Below are 19,294 nucleotides of genomic sequence, written 5' to 3'. Positions count from 1 at the left end.
GCGAGCCGGGCGCCTCAAGTCTGTGTCGGTCGTGGAGCGGCTGTCAGTCGTGCGCGGGGGCGAGTACGCGTGCCAGCGCGGGCTGCAGATCACGTACGGGTCGGCTACTCCGGAACCGGGAGAGTTCCCGTGCGAGACGCCGGACGTCGCTGTTCACCGTCGACGAGGGCACGGCCGGCATCACTCCCAGGAGATCTCCGGCGATCGCACACGCGTGCTCGACTTCCCCGGAGGCGGCGTGGGCCAAGGACCGGCGGAAGCCGTAGCGGGCGCGGGTACGCAGCGCGTGCGGCGGAAGGCGGAGGTACTCCCGGTCGAGTACCTCGGCAGCGGCCTTGGGGCGGCCGAGGTCGTGCAGGCACCAGCCGGTCGACATCGCCGCCGGATCGCTCACATGGGAGGTGCCGATCACGGGCTCAGCGCCATTGCGAGCGTCGTCGCTGGCGAGCAGTTCCCGTGCCCTGTCGAGGCTGCGGAGGCAGTCGACCTCGTTGCCGACGAGCGCGTGCCCTTGGGCCTCCCGCTGGGCCGCGAGTCCCCGGATGCGCGGCGGGAGTTCGCTGCTCTGGGCGCGCCGGGCCAGGGCGACGGTGCCGGCCGCGTCCCCGCCGTACATCGTGACCAGGGCGCGTCGCACCAGTGCGTAGGAACCGAGATACGGGTCACCCCCGGCGCGAGCCAGTTCGGCGGCCTCGCCCGTCCAACCGAGTGCCGCGTCGCTGTCCCCGGCCTCCTGGGCCATCCAGCCGGTGAACTCCGCGAACCGCGAGGCGAGCAGGAGCGCAGGGGCCCGAGAAGCGGACCGGGCGTCGGCGGCCAGCCCCGCGATCATGCGGGTCTGCGTCTCCAGCAGAGGCAGCAGGACCTTGGGCGCCGTGGACTGACCGAGCTTCCGCAGCTGGTCGAACTGCATGCGGAAGGAGGGCAGGAGGGGGTCGTCGGTGGAGGACACCGCCTGACCGCCGAGCTTTAGGCCGAGGTCGATCAGGGCTCCCGTACCAGCCGAGAGGACCACCCGGCGCCCGACGAGCCAGCGGCTCGGACCGGCGGGGGATTCGGCGGTGCCCGAGTCCGAGTCCGTCACGGGACGGGTGACAAGACGCTGCAGCTCGCCGTCCGCGCCGAGGAACGCGTCGCATCGCCGGGCTAGTTCGGGGGACGCGGAACGCTCCCCGCGCTCGACCTTGCTGAGGTGCCCCTTGTCATAGTTGAGCGCTATGGAGAACTCAGTCAGAGTCAGCCCCGCTTCTACTCGTAACCGGCGAAGTTCCGGGCCAAAACGTAAAGTCGTGCTCATCATCAACCTCCCCTAGAACAGTGACCGCGAGAGCCGTCCGCCCTCACGGGAGCTGTCATCCGATGATCACCCAGTGACACGAAACCCGACGGCGAACACCCGCTGTAACCGCACCGTTTCGCTTTGCATCCGAAAGCGAGTCTGGCACGACGCGCGCCTGGAGAATCGGGGTTCGGCTGTGTTGCCCGTTGCCTCTTGCGTTCTCCGTTGCTCCCCCTCTGTTCCTTGGGATGAATAAGGTCGACCACAATCGGGACAAAAGCATCGGCGGGCGGGGTCAGTCGTTCATGAAGTCGCAGCGCTCGTCGATCCAGCAGCGTGGGTCGGCCGGGGGCGGAGGCGGGGGTGGACCACTGGTACCGGAGGCGGTCGGGCCGGGTGAAGCGGCCGCTTCAACGTGTAGTGCGCGCCGTGGTGGCCGCGCAGTGGTTTGGTGAACGTGCAGGTCACATGGGGTCGGTCCCGGTTGGGGGCGGCCCCTTCGTCGTGGCCGGGGTCCCGGTACGAGTGGCGGGGGGCGGGGTGGGGGCGTGGAATGGGGGGTGGGAGAGCGGGGGCGGAGACGTGGAGGCGTCGTGGGTGTGACACCGCTGACCGAGATCCTCGTCAAGCCTTTCGACGAGCGCTACGCCGTGCCGGCCATCAATGTGTTCAACGACCTCACGCTGGAGGCCGTGCTGGCGGCCGCCGTGGAGAACGCGTCGCCGTTGATCGTGCAGACGTCCGTGAAGACGGTCAGGTCCATCGGAAGCGATGTCCTCTATGCCATGTGGACCTCGATGACCGCCGGCATCGAGGTGCCCGTCACCCTGCACCTCGATCACTGTCCGGAACGCGAGGTCATCACCGAGTGTCTGCGGCGGGGCTGGAACTCGGTGCTCTTCGACGCCTCCAAGCTGCCCGTCGAGGAGAACATGCGGCAGACCGTCGAGGTCGTCGCCGAGGCACGCGCGTACGGGGCCGCCGTTGAGGGGGAGATCGAGTCGATCACCGGCGTGGAGGACGACGTGGGCAGTGACGCCGCCGCCGAGCAGCAGAGTCTCGCGGTCGCGCTGGAGTTTCTGCGGACCACGCAGGTCGATGTCTTCGCACCGGCGATCGGGAACGCACACGGGTCGTACAAGCGGGCGCCGGTGCTCGATGCTCAGCGTGTGTCCGATCTCGTGGCGGCGTATCCGGTGCCGATCGCGCTGCACGGCGGCAGTGGGCTGTCCGACGAGCAGTTCCACGACCTGATCTCCCGGGGGTGCGCGAAGGTCAATATCTCGACGGCCCTCAAGGAGACGTACATGAAGTCGAACCTGACCTTCCTGCGGACGGCGGCGGAGCGGCAGAAGTGGGATCCGCCGTCGCTCTTCCGGGCCGTACGTCAGGACGTCGTCGAGTTGGCCGGTTCGCTGATGAGGCTCTTCGGCAGCGCCGGACGGGCGGGCTAGCCGTGGCCGCGCTCATCTTCGACTGCGACGGTGTCCTCGCCGACACCGAACGCGACGGGCATCTGCCCGCCTTCAACAAGACGTTCGAGGAGTTCGGTCTGCCTGTGCGGTGGAGCGACGCGGAGTACGCGGAGAAAGTGAAGGTCGGCGGCGGCAAGGAGCGGATGCGGACGCTGCTGACCCCCGACTTCGTCGCCGCCGCCGGTCTGCCCTCCGACCCGGCCGCGCTCGATGAGCGGCTGGCCGGCTGGCACCGGCGCAAGACCGAGATCTATACGGGGATCATCCGGGGCGGAAGCATTCCGCCCCGGCCCGGCGTGCGCCGGGTCGCCGCGGCGGCGCATTCGGCCGGGTGGACGCTCGCGGTCGCCTCCACCTCCGCGGAGGCGTCCGTCCGCAGCGTGCTCGAACTCGCCATGGGGCCGGAACTGGCCGCCCGCTTCAGCGTTTTCGCCGGGGACGTGGTCCAGCGGAAGAAGCCCGCGCCGGACATCTACGCCTTCGCCGTGCGCGGGCTCGGCCTGGATCCCGTGGACGTCGTCGCGATCGAGGACAGCCGTAACGGGATGCTGGCCGCCCTCGGCGCCGGGCTCGCCTGCGCGGTCACGACCAGCGCCTACACCGGCGAGGAGGACTTCACCGGGGCCTCCCTGGTGGTCACCTCGCTCGGTGACCCGCCGCCGGAGGAGACCGTCACACGGGTGCTGAGCGATCCGCTCGGCGTCCGCCCGGGGCGTTATGTGGTGCTCGCGGATCTGGCCGTCCTCCTCAGCGCCGGTGGTGGCGACTCGGACCCCACCACACCCGATCCGCTCGGGGACGGCCCCGCCCGACCCCGTCCCCGACCGCACTGACGTCGCGGCAGTCAGGAGAGTCATGCCATCGCCATCGCCATCGCCATCGCCATCGCCATCGTCGCCCTCGCCCTCGCCCTCGCCGTCGTCATCGACGTCCGCCGCCGACCTCACCTTCGTCGTCTGGTCCATCGCCCGGACAGCCGTGGACAACGAGCGAGCCTTCGGGGACCTCGACGCCGTCGCGGGCGACGGGGATTTCGGGTACTCGCTCGCCCGCGGCTTCGAGATCGTGCTCAGCGACTGGGACGCCCTCGCCTCGGACTCGCCGGCCGAATTCCTGAAGAAGGTCGCTCTGGTGATCTCCAAGCGGGTGGGCGGCACCTCGGGCCCGCTGTGGGGCACCGCCTTCCTGCGGGCCGCCGGGGCCGTGAAGGACCGGCAGGAGCTGAACGCCGCCGACGCGGTGGCCATGCTGCGGGCCGCCGCCGAGGGGATCAAGGCGCGCGGCAAGTCGGACCTCGGTGACAAGACGCTGCTGGACGCCCTGATCCCGATGACCGACGCACTGGAGCAGCGGCTGGAGCAGCGGCCGGCCGCCGCTGAGCCGGCCGTCGGCGAACCGGCCGCCGGAGAACCGGCCCCCGGCGGTGCGGAGTTGGCCGCCCTCGCCGCCACGACCGCCCGCGCCGCGGCGGACGCGACCGCACCCATGCGGGCCAGACGCGGACGCCAGAGCTACACCGGCGAGCGCAGCATCGGTTCGCCGGACCCGGGCGCGGTGGCCATCGCGGTCATGGCGGAGCGCGTCGCCGCCGAGTGGGACGTACGCGAGTGACGGCAGGCAACCGGGACCGGCAGGACCACGAGGAGTTACGGCATGAAGAAGTTCGTCAACGACCCGAAGGACTACGTCGCGGAGATGTTGGAGGGACTGGCCCTGGCCAACCCCGACACGCTGACGTACGTGCCCGAGTACAACCTGATCATGCGCGCCGACACCCCCCAGGAGAACAAGGTCTCCCTTGTGCAGGGGTCCGGATCCGGGCACGAGCCGGCCCATGTGATGTCCGTCGGCAAGGGGATGCTCGACGCCGCCTGTCCCGGCGATGTGTTCGCCGCGCCGCCCGCCGACTTCGTCTACGAGACGGTCAAGCTGGTCGCCTCCCCGAAGGGTGTGCTGCTGCTGGTCAACAACTACACCGGGGACCGGATGGCGTTCGAGATGGCCGAGGAGCTTTCGGAGGCCGACGGGGTGACCGTCCGTACCCTCTTCATCGATGACGACGTGGCCGTACAGGACTCGACGTACACCGTCGGCCGGCGCGGGGTGGCCGGCAACTTCTTCGTGATGAAGGCCGTCGGCGCCGCCGCCGAGCGGGGCGCGGACCTTGACGAGGTGTACCGGATCGGGGAGAAGGTCAACTCCGTCACCCGCACCATGGGCATGGCGCTCACCGCGTGCACGCCGCCGGCGAAGGGTTCGCCGCTGTTCGATCTGCCCGACGACTCCGTCGAGATGGGCGTGGGCATCCACGGCGAACCGGGCAGGAAGCGCGAGAAGCTGCGCTCGGCGGACGCGATGGTGCGCGAGCTCGTCAGCGCGGTCGTGGACGATCTGCCGTTCTCCTCCGGTGACCGTGTCGCACTGATGGTGAACGGCCTCGGCGGCACACCGATCGGCGAGCTGTATCTGGTGTACGGCCTGGCCCACAAGCAGCTGGCCGAGCGCGGCATCGAGGTCGGGCGCAGCTACGTGGGCGAGTACTGCACCTCGCTCGACATGGCCGGCGCCTCCGTGACCCTGGTCCGGCTGGACGACGAGATCCACGACCTGCTCACCGACCCCGCGGAGATCCCGATTCGGGTGTTCTGAGCGAGTACTCCGAGTACTCCGAGTGCTCCGAGCACTCCGAGTACGTGGAGCGCGCCGAGCACACACGAGGAGGGAGGAGCGGACCGGCGCACCGCACGTCATGCCTCAGGACGTGGCCGGGGCGGTTCCGAGGGCCGCGCGGGCGTGGTCGTGCGCCTCGCCGCTGTCGGGGGCGTCCAGGGCGCGGCGATACCAGTGGCGGGCCTCGCGCGGCTGCAGCTCGGCAGCGGCGACATCGCCGAGCAGGGCCAACACTCTTGCGGTCAGGACGGGTTCCACGGGATGGGGCACGGGTACGGGGGCTCCTTCCTGGGCGGGGCGGGCATCATCGGCGACCTCCACGATCGTTCGGAGCCCTCCGGCACCTCGAACCGTGCCGGTTCACTCACGATTCCCCCTCCGCCGTCGTCCACACACCCGGCGACGGCCCGGTCCCCGCTGGGGGGGCGCGGCCAGGTCCGAACGCTCCCTTCCCGCAGGCGTGTTCGGGCGTGAAGGGGGAGGTGTTCGCGCCATCGACAGGACGCGTGGAGCCAGGCCCGGCAAGTGCCGATACCGGCGGGGACTTCGGCGCTACGCTGCCTCGGACGGCGGTGTGAACAGGGAATCGGGGGGTGCGGATGACGGTCGCGGACGACATGTCCCCGGGTGGGCGGGCCCGTCAGGAACTGCGCGGTGCGCTCACGGACGGTGCCGGAGCCCCAGCGGCCCTTTCGGCGCTGGGGGCCTCGCTCAAGTGGGCCGCGGCGGCCCTCGCGGAGGCACGTGACGGCGATGGCGTCGCCGCGCTTGAGGGACTGTTCGGCTTGTTCGACGCGCTGGAGGAGCTGCCGACGCTGACCGCCGAGGCGCCGCGCCTCGTGGCGAACGCCCGGCCCGGTCAGCGGTTGGCGGAGCAGCTGGACAAGCGGCTGGCGGAGCTCACCTCGCTCCACGAGCGGTTGCGCGACGATCGGGCGGCCCTGGAGCGGCTTGCCGCCGCCGAGGACGACCTGCGTCAACGTCTCGCGGACCACGCCGAGTTGCGGGAGCGGATCGCGGAGCTGCGCCGGCTCGAACGCCTGGTGGACGCGCTGGACGCGCTGAGCGGACAGCAACGGGTGGTGGACGAACGTCTGAAGGCCCTGCGCGGGCGGGACGACTCCGCCGAGCGGACTCTGGCCGCGGACTGCGGCACATTGGTGCGGCTCAGCGAGGACCAGTTGGACGCGCTCGGGCCGCGCGTCCGTGAGGCGCTGCACCGGGCAGAGGAGAGCGGTGAGCGGCTTGCCGCCGAGGAACGGGAGCTGGCCAGAACCACCTCCGAGCTGGATACGCTGCGACAGCGCCTCGATGCGGTCCGCGCCGAGCTCGGGGAGCGGATTCCGGAGCTGAGGCGCTATGCGCGGGCGGACCGGGAGCTGGCGGAGGCGCTGTCCGCGCGGCGCCGCGTCGACGGCGACGAGGCCGGGGACGGTCGCGGAGAACGGCTCGCCAGGGACGGGACGACGGACGGGACGGCGGACGGGACGGCGCTGGAGCGGGCGCGCGCGGACGCCGCCGAGGTGGAACGCCACCTGGCCGAGATCGATCGGGTGCTCCGCGCGGCGCTGGATTAGGGACGCGCCGGGGCGGCGAGCAGGTCCGGTATCCAGGCGGACCAGGGAGGTCGGGCCCGGCAGGTCGCCCTGCCGGGCCCGATCAGTCTCCAGGGGCGGGGACGTCGTCGACGGTGAACGTGGAGTAGTCGGTGGCGGTAGGGACGGTCCCGGCCCGGCCGCTTCCGAGGCGGCGGGAGAGGCGGGCCTCCATGGCGGCGAGCAGACCACGTACCTCGCGGGCGTTGCCGAAGCCGGTGGGATCGTTACGCCGCCGGGCGTCGAGCCAGCGCCCACCCCGCTCGGCGACCTCCGGTGCGAGAGTGAAACCCTCGGCCTCGGCGGTCCGGCGCAGCACCTCGACAAGCTCCTCGGTGCTGTACGACGGGAACTCCACGCGCAGCTCGAAGCGGGAGGGCAGGCCGCTGTTGGCGCGTAGGAACTCGTCCATTTCGCGCGAGTACCCCGCGGCGATCACCACGAGCCGGTCGTTCCAGTGCTCCATCTCCCGGACGAGAGTGTCGATGGCCTCCTTGCCGAAGTCCGCGCCATGGATGGCGGAGCCGGCGGTGAGGCTGTACGCCTCGTCGATGAAAAGCACCCCGTCAAGGGCCTCATGCACGGCCGCGCGGACCCGGGGCGCGGTGTGACCGACGTACTCGCCGACCAGGTCGGCGCGGGTGACCTCGACGACATGGCCCCGGCGCAGCAGTCCGAGGCCGCGGAGCATCGTGCCGACGGCCCGTGCCACGGAGGTCTTGCCGGTTCCGGGCGGCCCCGTGAACAGTGTGTTCGGGGGAGCGGGCACGGCTCTGCCCCGAGCCTGGCGCAGCCGGATACGGTCGGCCAGGCCGGTGATCGCCTCACGCACCGAGGCGAGGCCGACCATGTGGTCCAGCTCGGCCAGCAGGGCGCCGTCGCCGTGTGCGGGCACGGGCGGGGGCAGCAGGCCGCGGTACTCCTCCGGCAGGTCCTCGACGCTGAGCGGCTGCTTGATGTCCTCTCCGACCCGGTTGGCCCAGCAGGTGAAGATCTTGCCGCTGAGCTCACGCATGGTGCCGGCGTTGCCGAAGTCGGGGCGGCGCGTGGCGTACAGCTCGGTGACGACCCGGAGCAGCTGATCGGCCACCGTCTCGTCCCAGTCCAGGCCGCTTGTCGCCAAGTACCGCAGCAGGATGGTGTGCAGGACGTCCGGCGGGTAGTCGGGGAAGTCGATGCGATGGCCGAACCGGCGGGGGAAGCCGTGGTCGGAGGCGAGGAACTCATCGATCTTGTCCGGGTATCCGGCCGCGATCACCACGAACCGGTCCCGGTCGTTCTCCAGCCGGGTGAGCAGAGGCCGCACGACGTCCCGGTCGAAGCTGCCGTTCTCGCTGCTCAGGCCGTGCACCTCGTCGAGGAACAGCACCCCGTTCATGGCCTGGTCCATTACGCCGTTGGCCTGTTCGGCGGTCTGTCCGACGTAACCCGCGATCATGTCGTCGAGCCGTGCCTCCACCACATGACCGTGGCTCAGCACACCCATCTCCCGATACATCTCGCCGACGAGCCGGGCCACCGTGGTCTTCCCGGTACCCGGCGGACCGGCGAACAGCAGGTGGGGGGAGCCCCTTTCCGCGTCCAAACCGCGCCCCTCCGCGCGCAGCAGCTGTTCGTTGACCACCCGCCTGCGCAGTTCTCTGAGGTGCTTCTTCACGGGTTCCAGGCCGGGCAGGTCGTTCAACTGCTCTTCTGCCGACTGCGTGTTCTTGCTCGCGAGCGCCCCCGACCGTTGTCCGGCCGAGCGGGGGAGCCAGCCACGCTCGGCCAGTTCCTTGCCGCTGAGCGGGGTGTCGCCGAGGGACAGCAGGTTGCTGCGCCAGTTCTTCACGGTGAGCGGCTGGGCCGCCATCGCCCGTACCACGGAGTCCAGTTCGCGCCAGCTGCCGATACGGAGTCCATGGCGCAGTCGCAACCGCTGTACGAGGCAGTGCAGTTCGGCCTCGTCCGGGTAGCCGATACGGGCGGACGGCGCACCCTGCCGACGCAGCCGGGCGGCCAGGCCGGGGTAGCCGCGCAGCGATTCGACGTACTCCACACAGTCGCCGAACGTCTCGCGCGCGAAGACCAGGACGATCGGGTGGTCGTAGTCGCCGTGCCGGGCCCAGTCGCCGAAGAAGGTGTCCAGGGGGCGCGTGGCGTCGGTGTGCCGCAGGGTGCTCTCCGCGTCCGTGAACACCACGGCCGTGCGGCGCGGGGGGTCCGCCAGATATCCGGACAGGGTCATGACGGTGAAGGGGTCGGAGAGGGTACGCGGCGGGCCTGGCTCGGTGGGCGCGGCGGTGCGCTCACCGGCGGGCGCGGCGTTCCGCGCCCCGGCGGGCGGGCGTACCACCAGCCGGCCGAGCGGGCCGCGCAGGCGGGGATGGCGCATCAGGCCCGGTCCCGCGGATCCCGCCGGTCCCGCGGATCCCCCAGGTCCCGCTGATCCATCCGACCCCGCCGATCCACCCGATCCTCCCGATCCTCCCGATCCCGCCGACTCCTCCGATCCGGGCCGGGACCGCGCCTCGGAGTCCGGGTCCAGGAAGTACAGCGGCCGGCGCTGGGAGCTGAACGCCACATACGCGCAGGACTCGGCGCGCAGCAGATGCCACAGCGCGGCGTCCAGATTCCTTTCCTGGTAGTCGGCGCCGACGAAGGTGTCGTCCACGCCGGGCCCGTACAGCACGGTGAACGGCTCGCCGATACTCAGCCGCAGATCGGCGAAGCGGGAACCGAGCCGGCCGGTCATGAGGAGCCGCCGGGCGCGGTGCGGCTGCCCGGCTGGGCGCGGTGCCGCCGGAACCGGTTCAGGTCGGGGGCCTCCGGCTCCGGGACACCGAGCTCCGACTCCAGGGGACCGGTCGGGTGCCCGTCCTCCTGGAGCGCCTGCCGCACCGCCTCGGCCCGGTCCCTGATCTCGCGTTCCGCGACCGTGTCGTAGTCGTACGAGAGGACCCGCATCACCTGCCCGGTCTCCTCGTCCGGCGCGGGCAGGACCTGCACCACGATCTTGTTGCCGTTCGCGTGCTGAAGGACCGCGTGGTACGAGCGGCGCTCGTCCTCGTCCTGGTACTCGCCGTCCGCCAGCTCGTAGGCGCCGATACGGGACAGCGTCTCGGCCACCGAGTCGGCGAGGTTCACGCGGAGCTGGGAGGCGAGCTGCCGCATACCGGCCCGGTCGACGAGTTCGCCGAGCCGCTGCTCCAAGTCCGCCGCCTCGGCCGTCAGTTCGCGCTGCGCGGCGGCGGTCGTGGCGTCGTCCCTCGCCCGGGAAAGCCGCTCGGCCACCTGCTCGCGCAACTCCTTGAGCTCGCCCTCCGACCAGTGGTCCACGTCGAGTTCCACACCGGGCAGCGGCTGTCCGTCGGGACCCATGACCGGCCTGATCTCGTTCTCGGTGATCAGTGTCTCCACCAGGACCAGTGCGTCGGTGGCCGCGGTCGCGGCGAGCCGGCGTTCCAGCTCCCGGTGCTCGATGTCGAGGCGCAGTTCGCTGAGGTCGAGGTAGGCGCGCTGCGCGAGCGAGAGCGCGGCCTCGTAGTGGCCGATGTCGCTGTTCCGCCGCGCGGTGTCGAGGTCCAGCCGGAGCCGGTCGAGCCTGCCGGGGGCGTGTCGTTCGTGCGGCAGGGTGGTGGCGATGAATTCGGACATCGTGACGCCGTCGGCGAGCCAGCCCTGAGTGGCGGTCGCGGCGCGCTCGCGGTTCCCGGCGAGCTCGTCGAGGCGGCCGGTGAGACCGGCGATGTCGCGGTGGCGCTGGTCGCGTTCGGCGGCCAGCTCACGCTCCAGGGCCGCGCGGTGTTCGTCGAGCGCGGTACGGGTGTCGCGTTCGAGCCGGTCCGTGGTGTCGCGCAGATCCTTGTGCAGGCGCTCTGACTGCTCGCGCAGCCTGCGGCCGGTGTCCTGCTCAAGTCGCCGGGTCTGCGCCGAGAGGCCGGAGAGCGCCTGCTCCGTCCGGCGGGCGCGCTCCTCCAACTCGGCGCGGGTACGGGCCTGATCGGCCTCGGTCCGCCGCCGTACCTCGTCAAGGAGCCGGGGAACGTCGCGCCGGACCTGCCTGAGGTTCTGGGCCGCGCGCTGGGCCCGGTACCACTCTGTCTCGTCCACCAGGATGCGCTTCTTGCCGCTCATGGTCAGTCGTCCTCACCTGGTCGGGTGTTCACTGGTTGGTCGGTGTCGCACTGGTTGGGCGGTGTCGCACTGGTTGGGCGTCGGCCTCGAACGGACTTCCTCCACGGCGGAGTCGAAGGCCGCGAGCAGCCCCGGGGGCGGTACCCCGACCAGCAGGGCGGTGGGTCCGTCCACCGTGATCTCGGCGGTACGCGGCCCGCCGGTGAAGTCGTATCCGCCGCCGGCGAGCCGGGGCGTGAGGTGGTGGACGCGCTGGTTGCCGCTGCCTCGCAGCCCCTTGCCGTCGTCCAGCCGGGCGACGTATAGGCCGTCGATCAACACATCGAGGAGACCGACGAGTTCGGTGACCTCCGGAGCGGGCGGCCGGGCGCGCAGCCGTTCCAGGCGGTAGCCCGTGAAGCAGATCACCGAGAGGTCGCGCCGTGCGCGGGCCTCGCGGACCAGCGCGGCAAGCCCGGCGGCCTGGGCCATCGGCTCGCCGCCGGAGAGCGTCAGACCCGTCACGGCGGGGTCGGCGAGCAGTTCGTCGGCCAGCTCCGAGGGGGCCAGGCGCCGGGCCGGGCGGTCCGGGATCCACTCCGGTGCGAGACACCCCGCGCAACGGAACGGGCAGCCCTGCACCCATACCACCGACCGTCGCCCGGGGCCCAGGGCGTGGGTGCCGACCCGGGTGGCGGCGACGTTGAGGTCCTGGCCGGTCATGGCAGGTCCGATTCGGAGGGCGTGGGCCGGTCGCGTATCACGGGCGGTCGCGCGGGCGGGAGTGGTGGCCGCGCGGGCGGTGGCGGGCCGCCGCGCCAGGGCCCGTTCCCGCTCGGCGGAAGTGATCCGGGGCGCGGGATCGGCGCGGGGCCGGCCGGCCCCCCGGCACCAGCACCAGCACCAGCACCAGCACCAGCACCGGCACCGGCTTCCGGTACGGCCGGCGCCCCGGGCTGCCCGCCGGGGTCCGGCCGGTAGGTGAAGGCGATGCCGTTGATCACCACTCCGTCGCCCGGCCGGCAGACGGCGTTCGCGCTCCGGGCCGGGGTGCCGTCCGGGCTGTAGCGGAGGTGCAGGGCGATCCCGCGACGGCCGTCCTCCGTCCGGAACCGGCGGCCGTGCACGCTGCCGCTGCCCCCGATCCGGTGCGGCGCGAGAGCCAACCGCCGCCCGCGCAGGACGACATGCTCCTCCGGGCCGCCGCCCAGGGCCGAGGCCGGCACCGAGGCCGGGGACAGCACCAGCACGCCGCTCAGGACCGCCCGGTTACGGCGCACCCAGAGCAGCAGGGCCGCGAGGAGGGCCGCCACCGGGACACCGATCAGCAGCGGCAGGGCCAGCGGCGAGCCGACCTCGGCCCGCAGCCGGGGACCCCTGTCCGGTCCGTCCACCGCCGTCGGCACCGTGAACGTGACGTCGTCGAGGGTGGCCGCCCAGGGCGTCGTGACCTCGCCGTGCACGGTGAGACCGACCTCGGACTCCCAGGTCCGCCGGATCGGCAGCGCGCCGGCGTCGGGCTCGCCCCGCACCTGGACGGCGAACCGCCGTGCCGCGCCCGGCTCCAGGGACACCCGGTCCGGCAGGCCGGTGACGGTGAGCGGCTGTCCGTTCAGGGTCGCCTTGAGGCCGGTCACGGTCAGCGGCACCCGCGCGGTCGTGGCGGTCAGCGTCAGCGTGGCCGCCGCCCCGCCGCTGCCCAGGTCGAGCGTCCCGGCGGGCGACCACGTGGCGGTGACGCCCTTGCCCGCGTCCTGCGCGACCAGCCGCGCGGCCTTGCGCGCCCGGGACCGCTCGGCGGCCCGGCCGAGATATTCGGCGAGGTCCTGCACGGACTCCGGCCGCAGCTCGGTCGTCTTCGGAACGACGCGGGCCAGCTGCGCGGTGCCGGACTCGTCGGTCGCCAACGGCAGTGAGTAGGCGGCCAGTTCGCGTCCGCCGGCCAGTTCGGCGCCCCGGTCCCGCAGCGCGTCCCAGGCCGGCCCGTCGGCCTTGGGGTACCGGGAGCCCTTCGCAGGCTCGTGCTTGCCGTCGGTGAACATCACCACGGAGCCGACCTCGGCGGCGCCCGGCCGCTCCAGCTCGGCCAGGCCACGGTCCAGGGCGGCGCCGATGTCGGTGCGCACGCCGGAGGGACCGGCGCGGGCGGGCAGCTTGTCGATGATGCCCGCCGGGTCGGACGGGCGGCCCAGGTAGACGGTCTCGGCCTTGTTCCCGAAGGTGAACAGGGCGACGTAGTCCTGTGGCGACAGGCTCTTCAGGAACGGCAGCAGCGCCGACCTGACCGAGGCGTACCGCCCCTTGCTCAGCATCGAGCCGGAGACATCCACCAAGATGACGTAATCGGCGGGGAGTTCGTCCAGGCCGAGTTCGGCGTATATCTCGGTGCGGCCGGGCTCCGATCCGGCCGCAGGAGTCCCGGCCGCAGGAGTCCCGGCCGCAGGAGTCCCGGCCGCGGGCGACCCGGTCGCGGGAACCCCGGCCGCGGGCGACCCGGCCGCTGTGGTGGCCAAGGCCGTGAGCACCAGGGCGGCGAGCGAGGCGATGGCGCGGTGGACGGCGTGGACGCGCGCGCGTCCCGATCTCGGTTGCGACGGCGGCTTGTTCATCACGTGAGGGCTCCTCGGGCGCGGCACCTGTCAGGGACGGTCTGGTCAGGGGCGGTGGGACGGATCAGGTTTCGGGTGGGACGGGCAGGGGGCCGAGCGGTACGCGGGTCTCGGTGTCCGGGCCATTCGCGACCGGCCCATTCGCGACCGGCCCATTCGCGACCAGGTCAACCGCGACCGGGCGCAGCACAAGGGCCGCCGCCCCGTCCTCGCAGACCCGGACCCCGACCCGGCAGAGCCCGTCCGGCGTGCCGGTGGGCAGCGTGATGTCCGGCAGCGGCACGGGGCGGCCGTCGGGGCCTACGGCCTCGACCCGCAGGGGGCGCCTGGCCGCCGCGTCGGGAAGCACCTCGGCCGGCCGGCCCGCCCGTACGGCGAACACGGTGTCGCCGCCCGGCTCCAGGGCACCGGGGGCGGACAGTTGAAGCTCCTCGGTGCGCAGCCGCCCGGCCGTACGGCTGTGGGTGCGGATACGAATGGCGTACGGGTAGCGGTCACCCGGGTCCGCCAGCCCGGCGGCCACCAGCGCGCCACCGGCCGCCGCCGCGTACCCGGGATCCACCTCCGGGGGCAGCGGAAGCAGCCGATGACTCTCCCCCAACCGCTCCATGAGCGGCCGGAGTCGGGCCAGACCTCCGGTGAGCAGCAGCGGGAGCGGCCGGGTGGCGCCCGGCGGCGCGGCGATCTCGGACAGGGCCCGGCGTACCGCGTCGACCAGCGGGAGAAGAGACGTCCGAACGGTCCCCGCGGTGACGTCCCGGTCGGCCACGCGGTAGACCACGGTGTCGTCGAAGGGGTCGGGGCGACTCACCGCCTGGGCCACGGAGAGCCCCAAGCGGCGCCCGCCGGGGTCGTCCCGGCGCACGGCCGCAAGAGCGCGATGCCCTTCCTCGTCGTCGGACAGACCCGCGGCGGCGAGGAGGGCCGCGTCAAGTGCCGCTCCCAGCACGCCACTCGGTCCTGTCGCCTCGGCGGTGGCGCGAAGGAGTACCGAGGAGCCGGCCAGCGTGCAGCGCGCGGCGTCGACGGCGCGCGCCCCGACATCGCACACCAGATACTCCCCGGCGTCGGCCGTCCCGCCCGCGGTGTGCCGGACGAGGGCGAGCAGGGCGTGCGCGGTGCCGATCGCGCGGGCCCGTGGACAGCCGTCCGCCGTGAGGGCGGCCGTCGCGGGCCCGGCCAACTCGCGTGCGCTGCGGCGCGGCAGGACCACGACGGCCCCGGCGGGCGGACCGTACCGGGCGAGGTAGGCGCCGTACGCCTCGCGCAGCGCGTCGACCGGCCGACCGCGCGTGGCGGCGGAGAGCGGCAGTCCCTCGCCCGGTATGTCACCGGGCAGCGACACCGGGCACGGCGGCCCGGCGCCGGGCCGTGCGACGGCGAGCCGCGCGTAGCGGACGCCGATGTCGAGCGCGAGGGTGTGGGCAGGCGCGTGAGCGTGGGCGTATGGCGAGTTCACGCGCGGTCACCCCCTAGGCGCCGCCACCAGGGCAGCACGGATGGTGTGCTCTGCTCGGGCTCGGCGTAGGAGCCGGGTACCGGGCGGGGCGGTTCGCCGTACGGCCGGCCGGGTGTCGGCACGGGCGCCGTCGGCTGTCGGCGGGACGGCTTCTGGCGCAGGAGTTTGATCGCCTGCTCGACGCCGTCCCTCAACTCCTCGTGGCCTTCCAGCACCCGCTGTCTGACCAGTTCGCCGAACCGGGGCTGAGCGATGGAGTAATAGAGCAGGTCGCCGAGGAAACGCTGCGGGGAGATCCGGTTGAGGTGTCCGGCCAGTCGATGGACCGCGTCGGCGCGTCCCATGTGGTCGTGGAGCCAGGGCGTGATCGCCTCAAGTACGGCCGAGGGGTACTCGACGGTCTGCTGGGCGCTCCTGGCGTACCGGGAGTTGGGGCTCGCCCGCACGATGGCGTCGCCCAGCGTCTCGGGAACGGTGGTACGGGTGGCCGCGAGCCGGCGGATCTCGGCGGTGTGGGCCAGCCACTGGAGGCCGGGGTGGGTCCTCAGCCGCTGCTCCCACTGCGCGGGCATGCCATGCGTGATCCAGTCCCCGGCGTTGGCCAACAGCTCGGCGATCCGGTCGAGCAGCGGGCCCTCCCAGGTCTCAGGACCGCCCTGGCCCAAGGACTTTGGACGGCGGGTCGGCTCAGCCTGGAGTCGGGTCGGCTCAGACTGGGACCGGGTCGGCTCATTCCGGGTTCTGGCGGACTCGACCTGAGGCCGCGTCAGCTCCCACAGCACCCGGTAGGGGATCTGGTCGAGCCGTTCGCCGACCAGCCCCGAGGCCAGCGCGGCCTCTCTCCCGCTCCCCAGCCCCAGTTGGGGCACCTCCCGCCTCAGGACGGCGGCGTACTCGACGGCCGCTTCGCCGTCGTCCGCGATGAGGCGGGACCGTTGCATGCCCCGGCCGAGCAGAAGGAGCTGGAGCAGATCGGCCCAGGCGGCGTGCGCTCCGGGGAGGCCGGGCCGCTTCGGTACGAGGATGTCGATCTGGTGGAGCAGGAACTCCCGGTCCCTGTCGGTGCCGCTCCGCCCCGTCGCGACCTCGTACAGCTCCGGGTGAAGCCAGGAGAGCGCGTCCGGGTTACGGGCGTGGCAGGCCAGGCGCAGACCGGTGCGCCAGGCCGTCGTGGAGATTCCGGCGAACGCGTCGAGTGCGTCCCGGTCGACGGGGACGGTCGGGCGAGTCGAGAAGGTCGGGAGATCCGGTAGGCCCGGTAGGCCCGGTACGCCCGGTAGGGGCGCGGTAGCCGGTGGTCCGTGGTGGATCAGGGCGGCGGCGCCGCGCAGCCAGTCCGGTGCGTGCCGCGGTTCGCCCGCCGTGTCCGGCCCGTGCAGCAGTTCCCGGACCATCAGGTCGTCCAGGGTGTTCCGCCCGGCGTTGAAGTCGAGCCAGGCCAGGGTCAGTTCCGGACGGCGGACGAAGACATCGCGCACGGCGGCGGCGGTGTCCTCGTCCAGACCCTGCCGCAGGGCGTGCAGGTTCTGACTCCGCGAGGACAGGCCCTCCGGCGTAACGGCCGCCGCGCCCCCGTCGAGATAGCCGGCCAGGACCACGGCGTGGGCCCGCCGGTCCCGGGGTCCCGCCGCGGTCGCCAGATCGAGGACGGCGCACACCCGCTGAAGGGTCTGGCTCGCCACGGGCCAGGAGTTGAGTTCGTCCGCGAGCGCCCGGCCGACCCGTGGGGACCAGTGCTCCAGAAGCAGGCTCCGGGCCTGCTCGCGCTCCGTCTCGGAGCGACCACCGGGCAGGGTGGAGAGCGCCAGATGACGGGCCACCATGGCGGCCTCCCCCTCGGGCAGCCGGTCCAACGGGTACAGGCTCAGCAGTCGGGACACATCGCCCAGCCGGCCGGTACCCCGGTCGATGTCCGCCACCACCACCGACCGGAGGTCGAGGTCCCGCAGGTGCCGCAGCGCCTGTTCGGCGTCGAGCGGGGACAGCGGGGCACGATGGGACAGCAGATGGGTGAGCAAGGTCTCGATGCCCACCTTCCGCCGCAGCCGCAGCAGCTCCGCCAGATAGGCCCGGCCCTCACGTGAGCCGGGCTCCTGCGGCGGCTGCCCGGCGAGTACGGCATGGCACTGATTTCCCCTGGGACGCAGCGCGAAGGTCAGCCGCAGCTCGTGATCGGCGCCATGACCGGCCCAGGTCGCGGCGGACAGCCAGGCGCGACTGCCGTACGGCAGGAGAGCGCAGATCCCGTCGAGCACGGCGACCCGGGTGGCGGCGTTCAGACCCGCGTGCTCGGGGGAGAGGGTGATGGCCACGTGCCGTCCCTCAAGGAGCAGTGCGGCGCACCGCGCGGCCCACTCGAACCGGATGTCCTGGTCGATGTACCGGGCCAGCTGCGCGACATCGGCGGGTGCCGCGTCGAGAACGATGTGCGGGGGATGCGCGAGGTGCGGGGGATGCGGGGCGTCGGCGCTCATGGCCGGCCACTCCGCGTCCAGCGCGGCGTTGTAGAGCGAGGTCCAGGTGAGCCCCGCGCCGCTGGTCGGCTGCCAGTCGAGGAGCAGCAGCCGGGCCGAGTAGCTGATCCGGCCGGTGGCGTCACGCCCGCCCGACCAGGTGGTCTCCACCAGGCCGGTCACGGGCCCGCCGGCCTCGGTGCCGCCGAGGAACGCCACCCAGGGCAGTGCGTCGGGGGCATGGGCGCGGTCGGGGCGCGGCGTCTCCGTGGACGCGTCCCAGAAGTACTTCTGGGCGATCCGGGGGTCCACGTTGCCCGCCTGTACGTCGTAGGCCACCTGGCCCGGTGCCTTGCCCTGGAGGGACCAGGAGGCGCGCACCGGGCGGCCCTTCGGCGGCCCGCTCACCTCCGCCGCCCCCACCGCAGTCGGCCGCCGCGCGGCGGCCGGGCGGCTGTGTCCCGCAGACCTTTCTCCAGGGTCATCAGCGGTTCGATGATGTTGATCGGCATCGGCGGAGAGCTGCAGATGCGCCCGCCGTCCGGCTCCACATTGACGTAACTGCGGTAGTCGAACTGGTTGTAGGGGTTGAGCCGGAAGCCGATGGCGGAGCTGGCGTGGTACGACATCCGGTCGGAGTGGAAGAAGTTGCGGAGGGCGTCACGGACCAGCCGGGCGCTGCCGCCGCGGAAGCTGTCGCACATCCAGTCGAAGAAGGCCGGGGCCTGGTGGTCGGGGACGCGCGGGATGTCGCCCGTACGCTCCTGGGTGACCCAGCCGGCCCGCAGCGCCGGTTCGAAGACGTCCGGGTGGTCGAATTTGGTGATGCACACCGCGACGTGATGCGGCAGCCGGCCGTTGGCGAGGAGCCGGCCCTCGTCGCGCACCCGGCCGGCGATCTGGCTGGCCATCCCGAAGAAGTAATTGATGCTCGTGGTCTGCTGGTTGGCGTCCAGGAGCGGGTCGAACAGATAGACAAGGCCGCCGCAGTTCGTCAGATGGGTGACGGCCCGGTCGTGCAGCTCCTCGCCGACCTGGTTGGACCGGGGGTTGAACGCCTCCCCGGGGAGGTCGAGCACTTCGAGCGCGAAGGTGATCGGGCGGGTACCGAAGCCCCGTGCTCCCTGTATCTCGCCGGAGAACGACCATCTGAGGTCCCGCTGCGCCCGGCTCGCCTGCGGGAACCGCTGCTCCGACACCAGCAGATCCACGCTTTCGTGCAGGAACTCCGTGGAGGAGGGGTCCATGCCGGCGACCACCCAGTTCACCTGGCCGCGCCGCTGGTGCTGAATCGCGGCGATCGGCACGGCGCCCAGGAACGTCGTCTTCCCGGAGCCGGAGGCTCCCCACACACCGATCCTGACACCGCCGGGAGAGGCGCCCCGGAGCTGCGGTACGGGCACCGGTGGATTGACCTGGTCGGCCACGGAGTGGTTGTCGGGGGCGGCCGGCCGCAGCGGGTCGTACGCCGTCAGGGGAGGCGGGAGGGGAGGCGGTACGGAGGGAGGTACGGCGGCGCCGAGCGACTGCCAGCTGCGGCTCGCGTCGGAGTGCCCGTTCGGGGAGTGCCCGTTCGAGGAGTGCCCCTCGTCGGAGGAGCGGGCCCCGTTCATGTTGTCCCCGGAGCCCGGGTCGGGTTGATGCGTCGGTGTCGTCATG

General features: G+C 72.4%; 14 protein-coding genes. 5 read left to right on the top strand and 9 right to left on the bottom strand.

The window, feature by feature from the left end; all coding sequences use genetic code 11:
* Positions 1-43: 43 nt before the first annotated feature.
* The gene (locus M1203_RS03630; protein ID WP_249948019.1) at positions 44-1,297 is read right to left on the bottom strand and encodes a helix-turn-helix domain-containing protein; all 1,254 of its coding nucleotides are present in this window, start codon (positions 1,295-1,297) and stop codon (positions 44-46) included.
* Positions 1,298-1,872: 575 nt separating this feature from the next.
* Between M1203_RS03630 and M1203_RS03625 the strand changes: the two genes are divergently transcribed.
* The 4 genes from M1203_RS03625 to dhaK all read left to right on the top strand — a co-directional run bounded on the left by M1203_RS03625 (position 1,873) and on the right by dhaK (position 5,403).
* On the top strand, positions 1,873-2,733 hold the full coding sequence (locus M1203_RS03625) for a class II fructose-bisphosphate aldolase (protein WP_249948018.1): 861 nt from the start codon (positions 1,873-1,875) through the stop codon (positions 2,731-2,733).
* Positions 2,734-2,735: 2 nt separating this feature from the next.
* Complete coding sequence (locus M1203_RS03620; protein ID WP_249948017.1) at positions 2,736-3,587, top strand: HAD-IA family hydrolase; 852 nt, start codon at positions 2,736-2,738, stop codon at positions 3,585-3,587.
* Positions 3,588-3,732: 145 nt separating this feature from the next.
* A complete protein-coding gene (dhaL, locus tag M1203_RS03615; protein WP_249948016.1) occupies positions 3,733-4,365 on the top strand; it encodes a dihydroxyacetone kinase subunit DhaL in 633 nt (210 codons plus the stop codon).
* Between the two features lie 42 nt (positions 4,366-4,407).
* A complete protein-coding gene (dhaK, locus tag M1203_RS03610) occupies positions 4,408-5,403 on the top strand; it encodes a dihydroxyacetone kinase subunit DhaK (RefSeq protein WP_249948015.1) in 996 nt (331 codons plus the stop codon).
* 105 nt (positions 5,404-5,508) lie between these two features.
* Here dhaK and M1203_RS03605 read toward each other — a convergent pair whose 3' ends face one another.
* Entirely contained in the window at positions 5,509-5,694 is a 186-nt protein-coding gene (locus tag M1203_RS03605; protein ID WP_249948014.1) for a hypothetical protein, read from the bottom strand.
* Between the two features lie 329 nt (positions 5,695-6,023).
* Between M1203_RS03605 and M1203_RS03600 the strand changes: the two genes are divergently transcribed.
* The gene (locus M1203_RS03600; RefSeq protein ID WP_249948013.1) at positions 6,024-7,001 is read left to right on the top strand and encodes a hypothetical protein; all 978 of its coding nucleotides are present in this window, start codon (positions 6,024-6,026) and stop codon (positions 6,999-7,001) included.
* Between the two features lie 82 nt (positions 7,002-7,083).
* On the opposite strand, the gene M1203_RS03595 is transcribed toward M1203_RS03600, so the two are convergent.
* The 7 genes from M1203_RS03595 to M1203_RS03565 all read right to left on the bottom strand — a co-directional run bounded on the left by M1203_RS03595 (position 7,084) and on the right by M1203_RS03565 (position 19,293).
* Complete coding sequence (locus M1203_RS03595) at positions 7,084-9,753, bottom strand: AAA family ATPase (RefSeq protein ID WP_249948012.1); 2,670 nt, start codon at positions 9,751-9,753, stop codon at positions 7,084-7,086.
* Complete coding sequence (locus tag M1203_RS03590) at positions 9,750-11,135, bottom strand: hypothetical protein (RefSeq protein WP_249948011.1); 1,386 nt, start codon at positions 11,133-11,135, stop codon at positions 9,750-9,752. Before M1203_RS03590 ends, M1203_RS03595 begins: the two co-directional genes overlap by 4 nt.
* A gap of 12 nt (positions 11,136-11,147) precedes the next feature.
* On the bottom strand, positions 11,148-11,837 hold the full coding sequence (locus M1203_RS03585) for a 4Fe-4S single cluster domain-containing protein (RefSeq protein ID WP_249948010.1): 690 nt from the start codon (positions 11,835-11,837) through the stop codon (positions 11,148-11,150).
* The gene (locus M1203_RS03580; protein ID WP_249948009.1) at positions 11,834-13,723 is read right to left on the bottom strand and encodes a VWA domain-containing protein; all 1,890 of its coding nucleotides are present in this window, start codon (positions 13,721-13,723) and stop codon (positions 11,834-11,836) included. The genes M1203_RS03585 and M1203_RS03580 overlap by 4 nt, the downstream gene beginning before the upstream one ends.
* Before the next feature lie 64 nt (positions 13,724-13,787).
* Positions 13,788-15,182: a hypothetical protein gene (locus M1203_RS03575; protein WP_249948008.1), complete on the bottom strand. Its 1,395-nt coding sequence runs from the start codon at positions 15,180-15,182 to the stop codon at positions 13,788-13,790.
* Positions 15,179-18,043, bottom strand: a complete 2,865-nt coding sequence (locus M1203_RS03570) for a hypothetical protein (protein WP_249948007.1) — start codon at positions 18,041-18,043, stop codon at positions 15,179-15,181. Before M1203_RS03570 ends, M1203_RS03575 begins: the two co-directional genes overlap by 4 nt.
* Positions 18,040-19,293: a hypothetical protein gene (locus M1203_RS03565; protein WP_249948006.1), complete on the bottom strand. Its 1,254-nt coding sequence runs from the start codon at positions 19,291-19,293 to the stop codon at positions 18,040-18,042. Before M1203_RS03565 ends, M1203_RS03570 begins: the two co-directional genes overlap by 4 nt.
* Between the last annotated feature and the right edge of the window lies 1 nt (position 19,294).

The sequence above is a fragment of the Streptomyces sp. 35G-GA-8 genome (genome assembly GCF_023534745.1).
In the GTDB taxonomy this organism is placed as follows: domain Bacteria; phylum Actinomycetota; class Actinomycetes; order Streptomycetales; family Streptomycetaceae; genus Streptomyces.
Note: the sequence above shows the minus strand (reverse complement) of the source record. Positions and strands in the feature narration are given on the sequence as shown.

Coding starts and splice junctions, on each gene's coding strand:
- M1203_RS03630 (WP_249948019.1), bottom strand. CDS start 1,297: ATGAGCACGACTTTACGTTTTGGCCCGGAACTTCGCCGGTTACGAGTA.
- dhaK (WP_249948015.1), top strand. CDS start 4,408: ATGAAGAAGTTCGTCAACGACCCGAAGGACTACGTCGCGGAGATGTTG.
- M1203_RS03600 (WP_249948013.1), top strand. CDS start 6,024: ATGACGGTCGCGGACGACATGTCCCCGGGTGGGCGGGCCCGTCAGGAA.
- M1203_RS03595 (WP_249948012.1), bottom strand. CDS start 9,753: ATGACCGGCCGGCTCGGTTCCCGCTTCGCCGATCTGCGGCTGAGTATC.
- M1203_RS03590 (WP_249948011.1), bottom strand. CDS start 11,135: ATGAGCGGCAAGAAGCGCATCCTGGTGGACGAGACAGAGTGGTACCGG.
- M1203_RS03585 (WP_249948010.1), bottom strand. CDS start 11,837: ATGACCGGCCAGGACCTCAACGTCGCCGCCACCCGGGTCGGCACCCAC.
- M1203_RS03580 (WP_249948009.1), bottom strand. CDS start 13,723: ATGAACAAGCCGCCGTCGCAACCGAGATCGGGACGCGCGCGCGTCCAC.
- M1203_RS03565 (WP_249948006.1), bottom strand. CDS start 19,293: ATGACGACACCGACGCATCAACCCGACCCGGGCTCCGGGGACAACATG.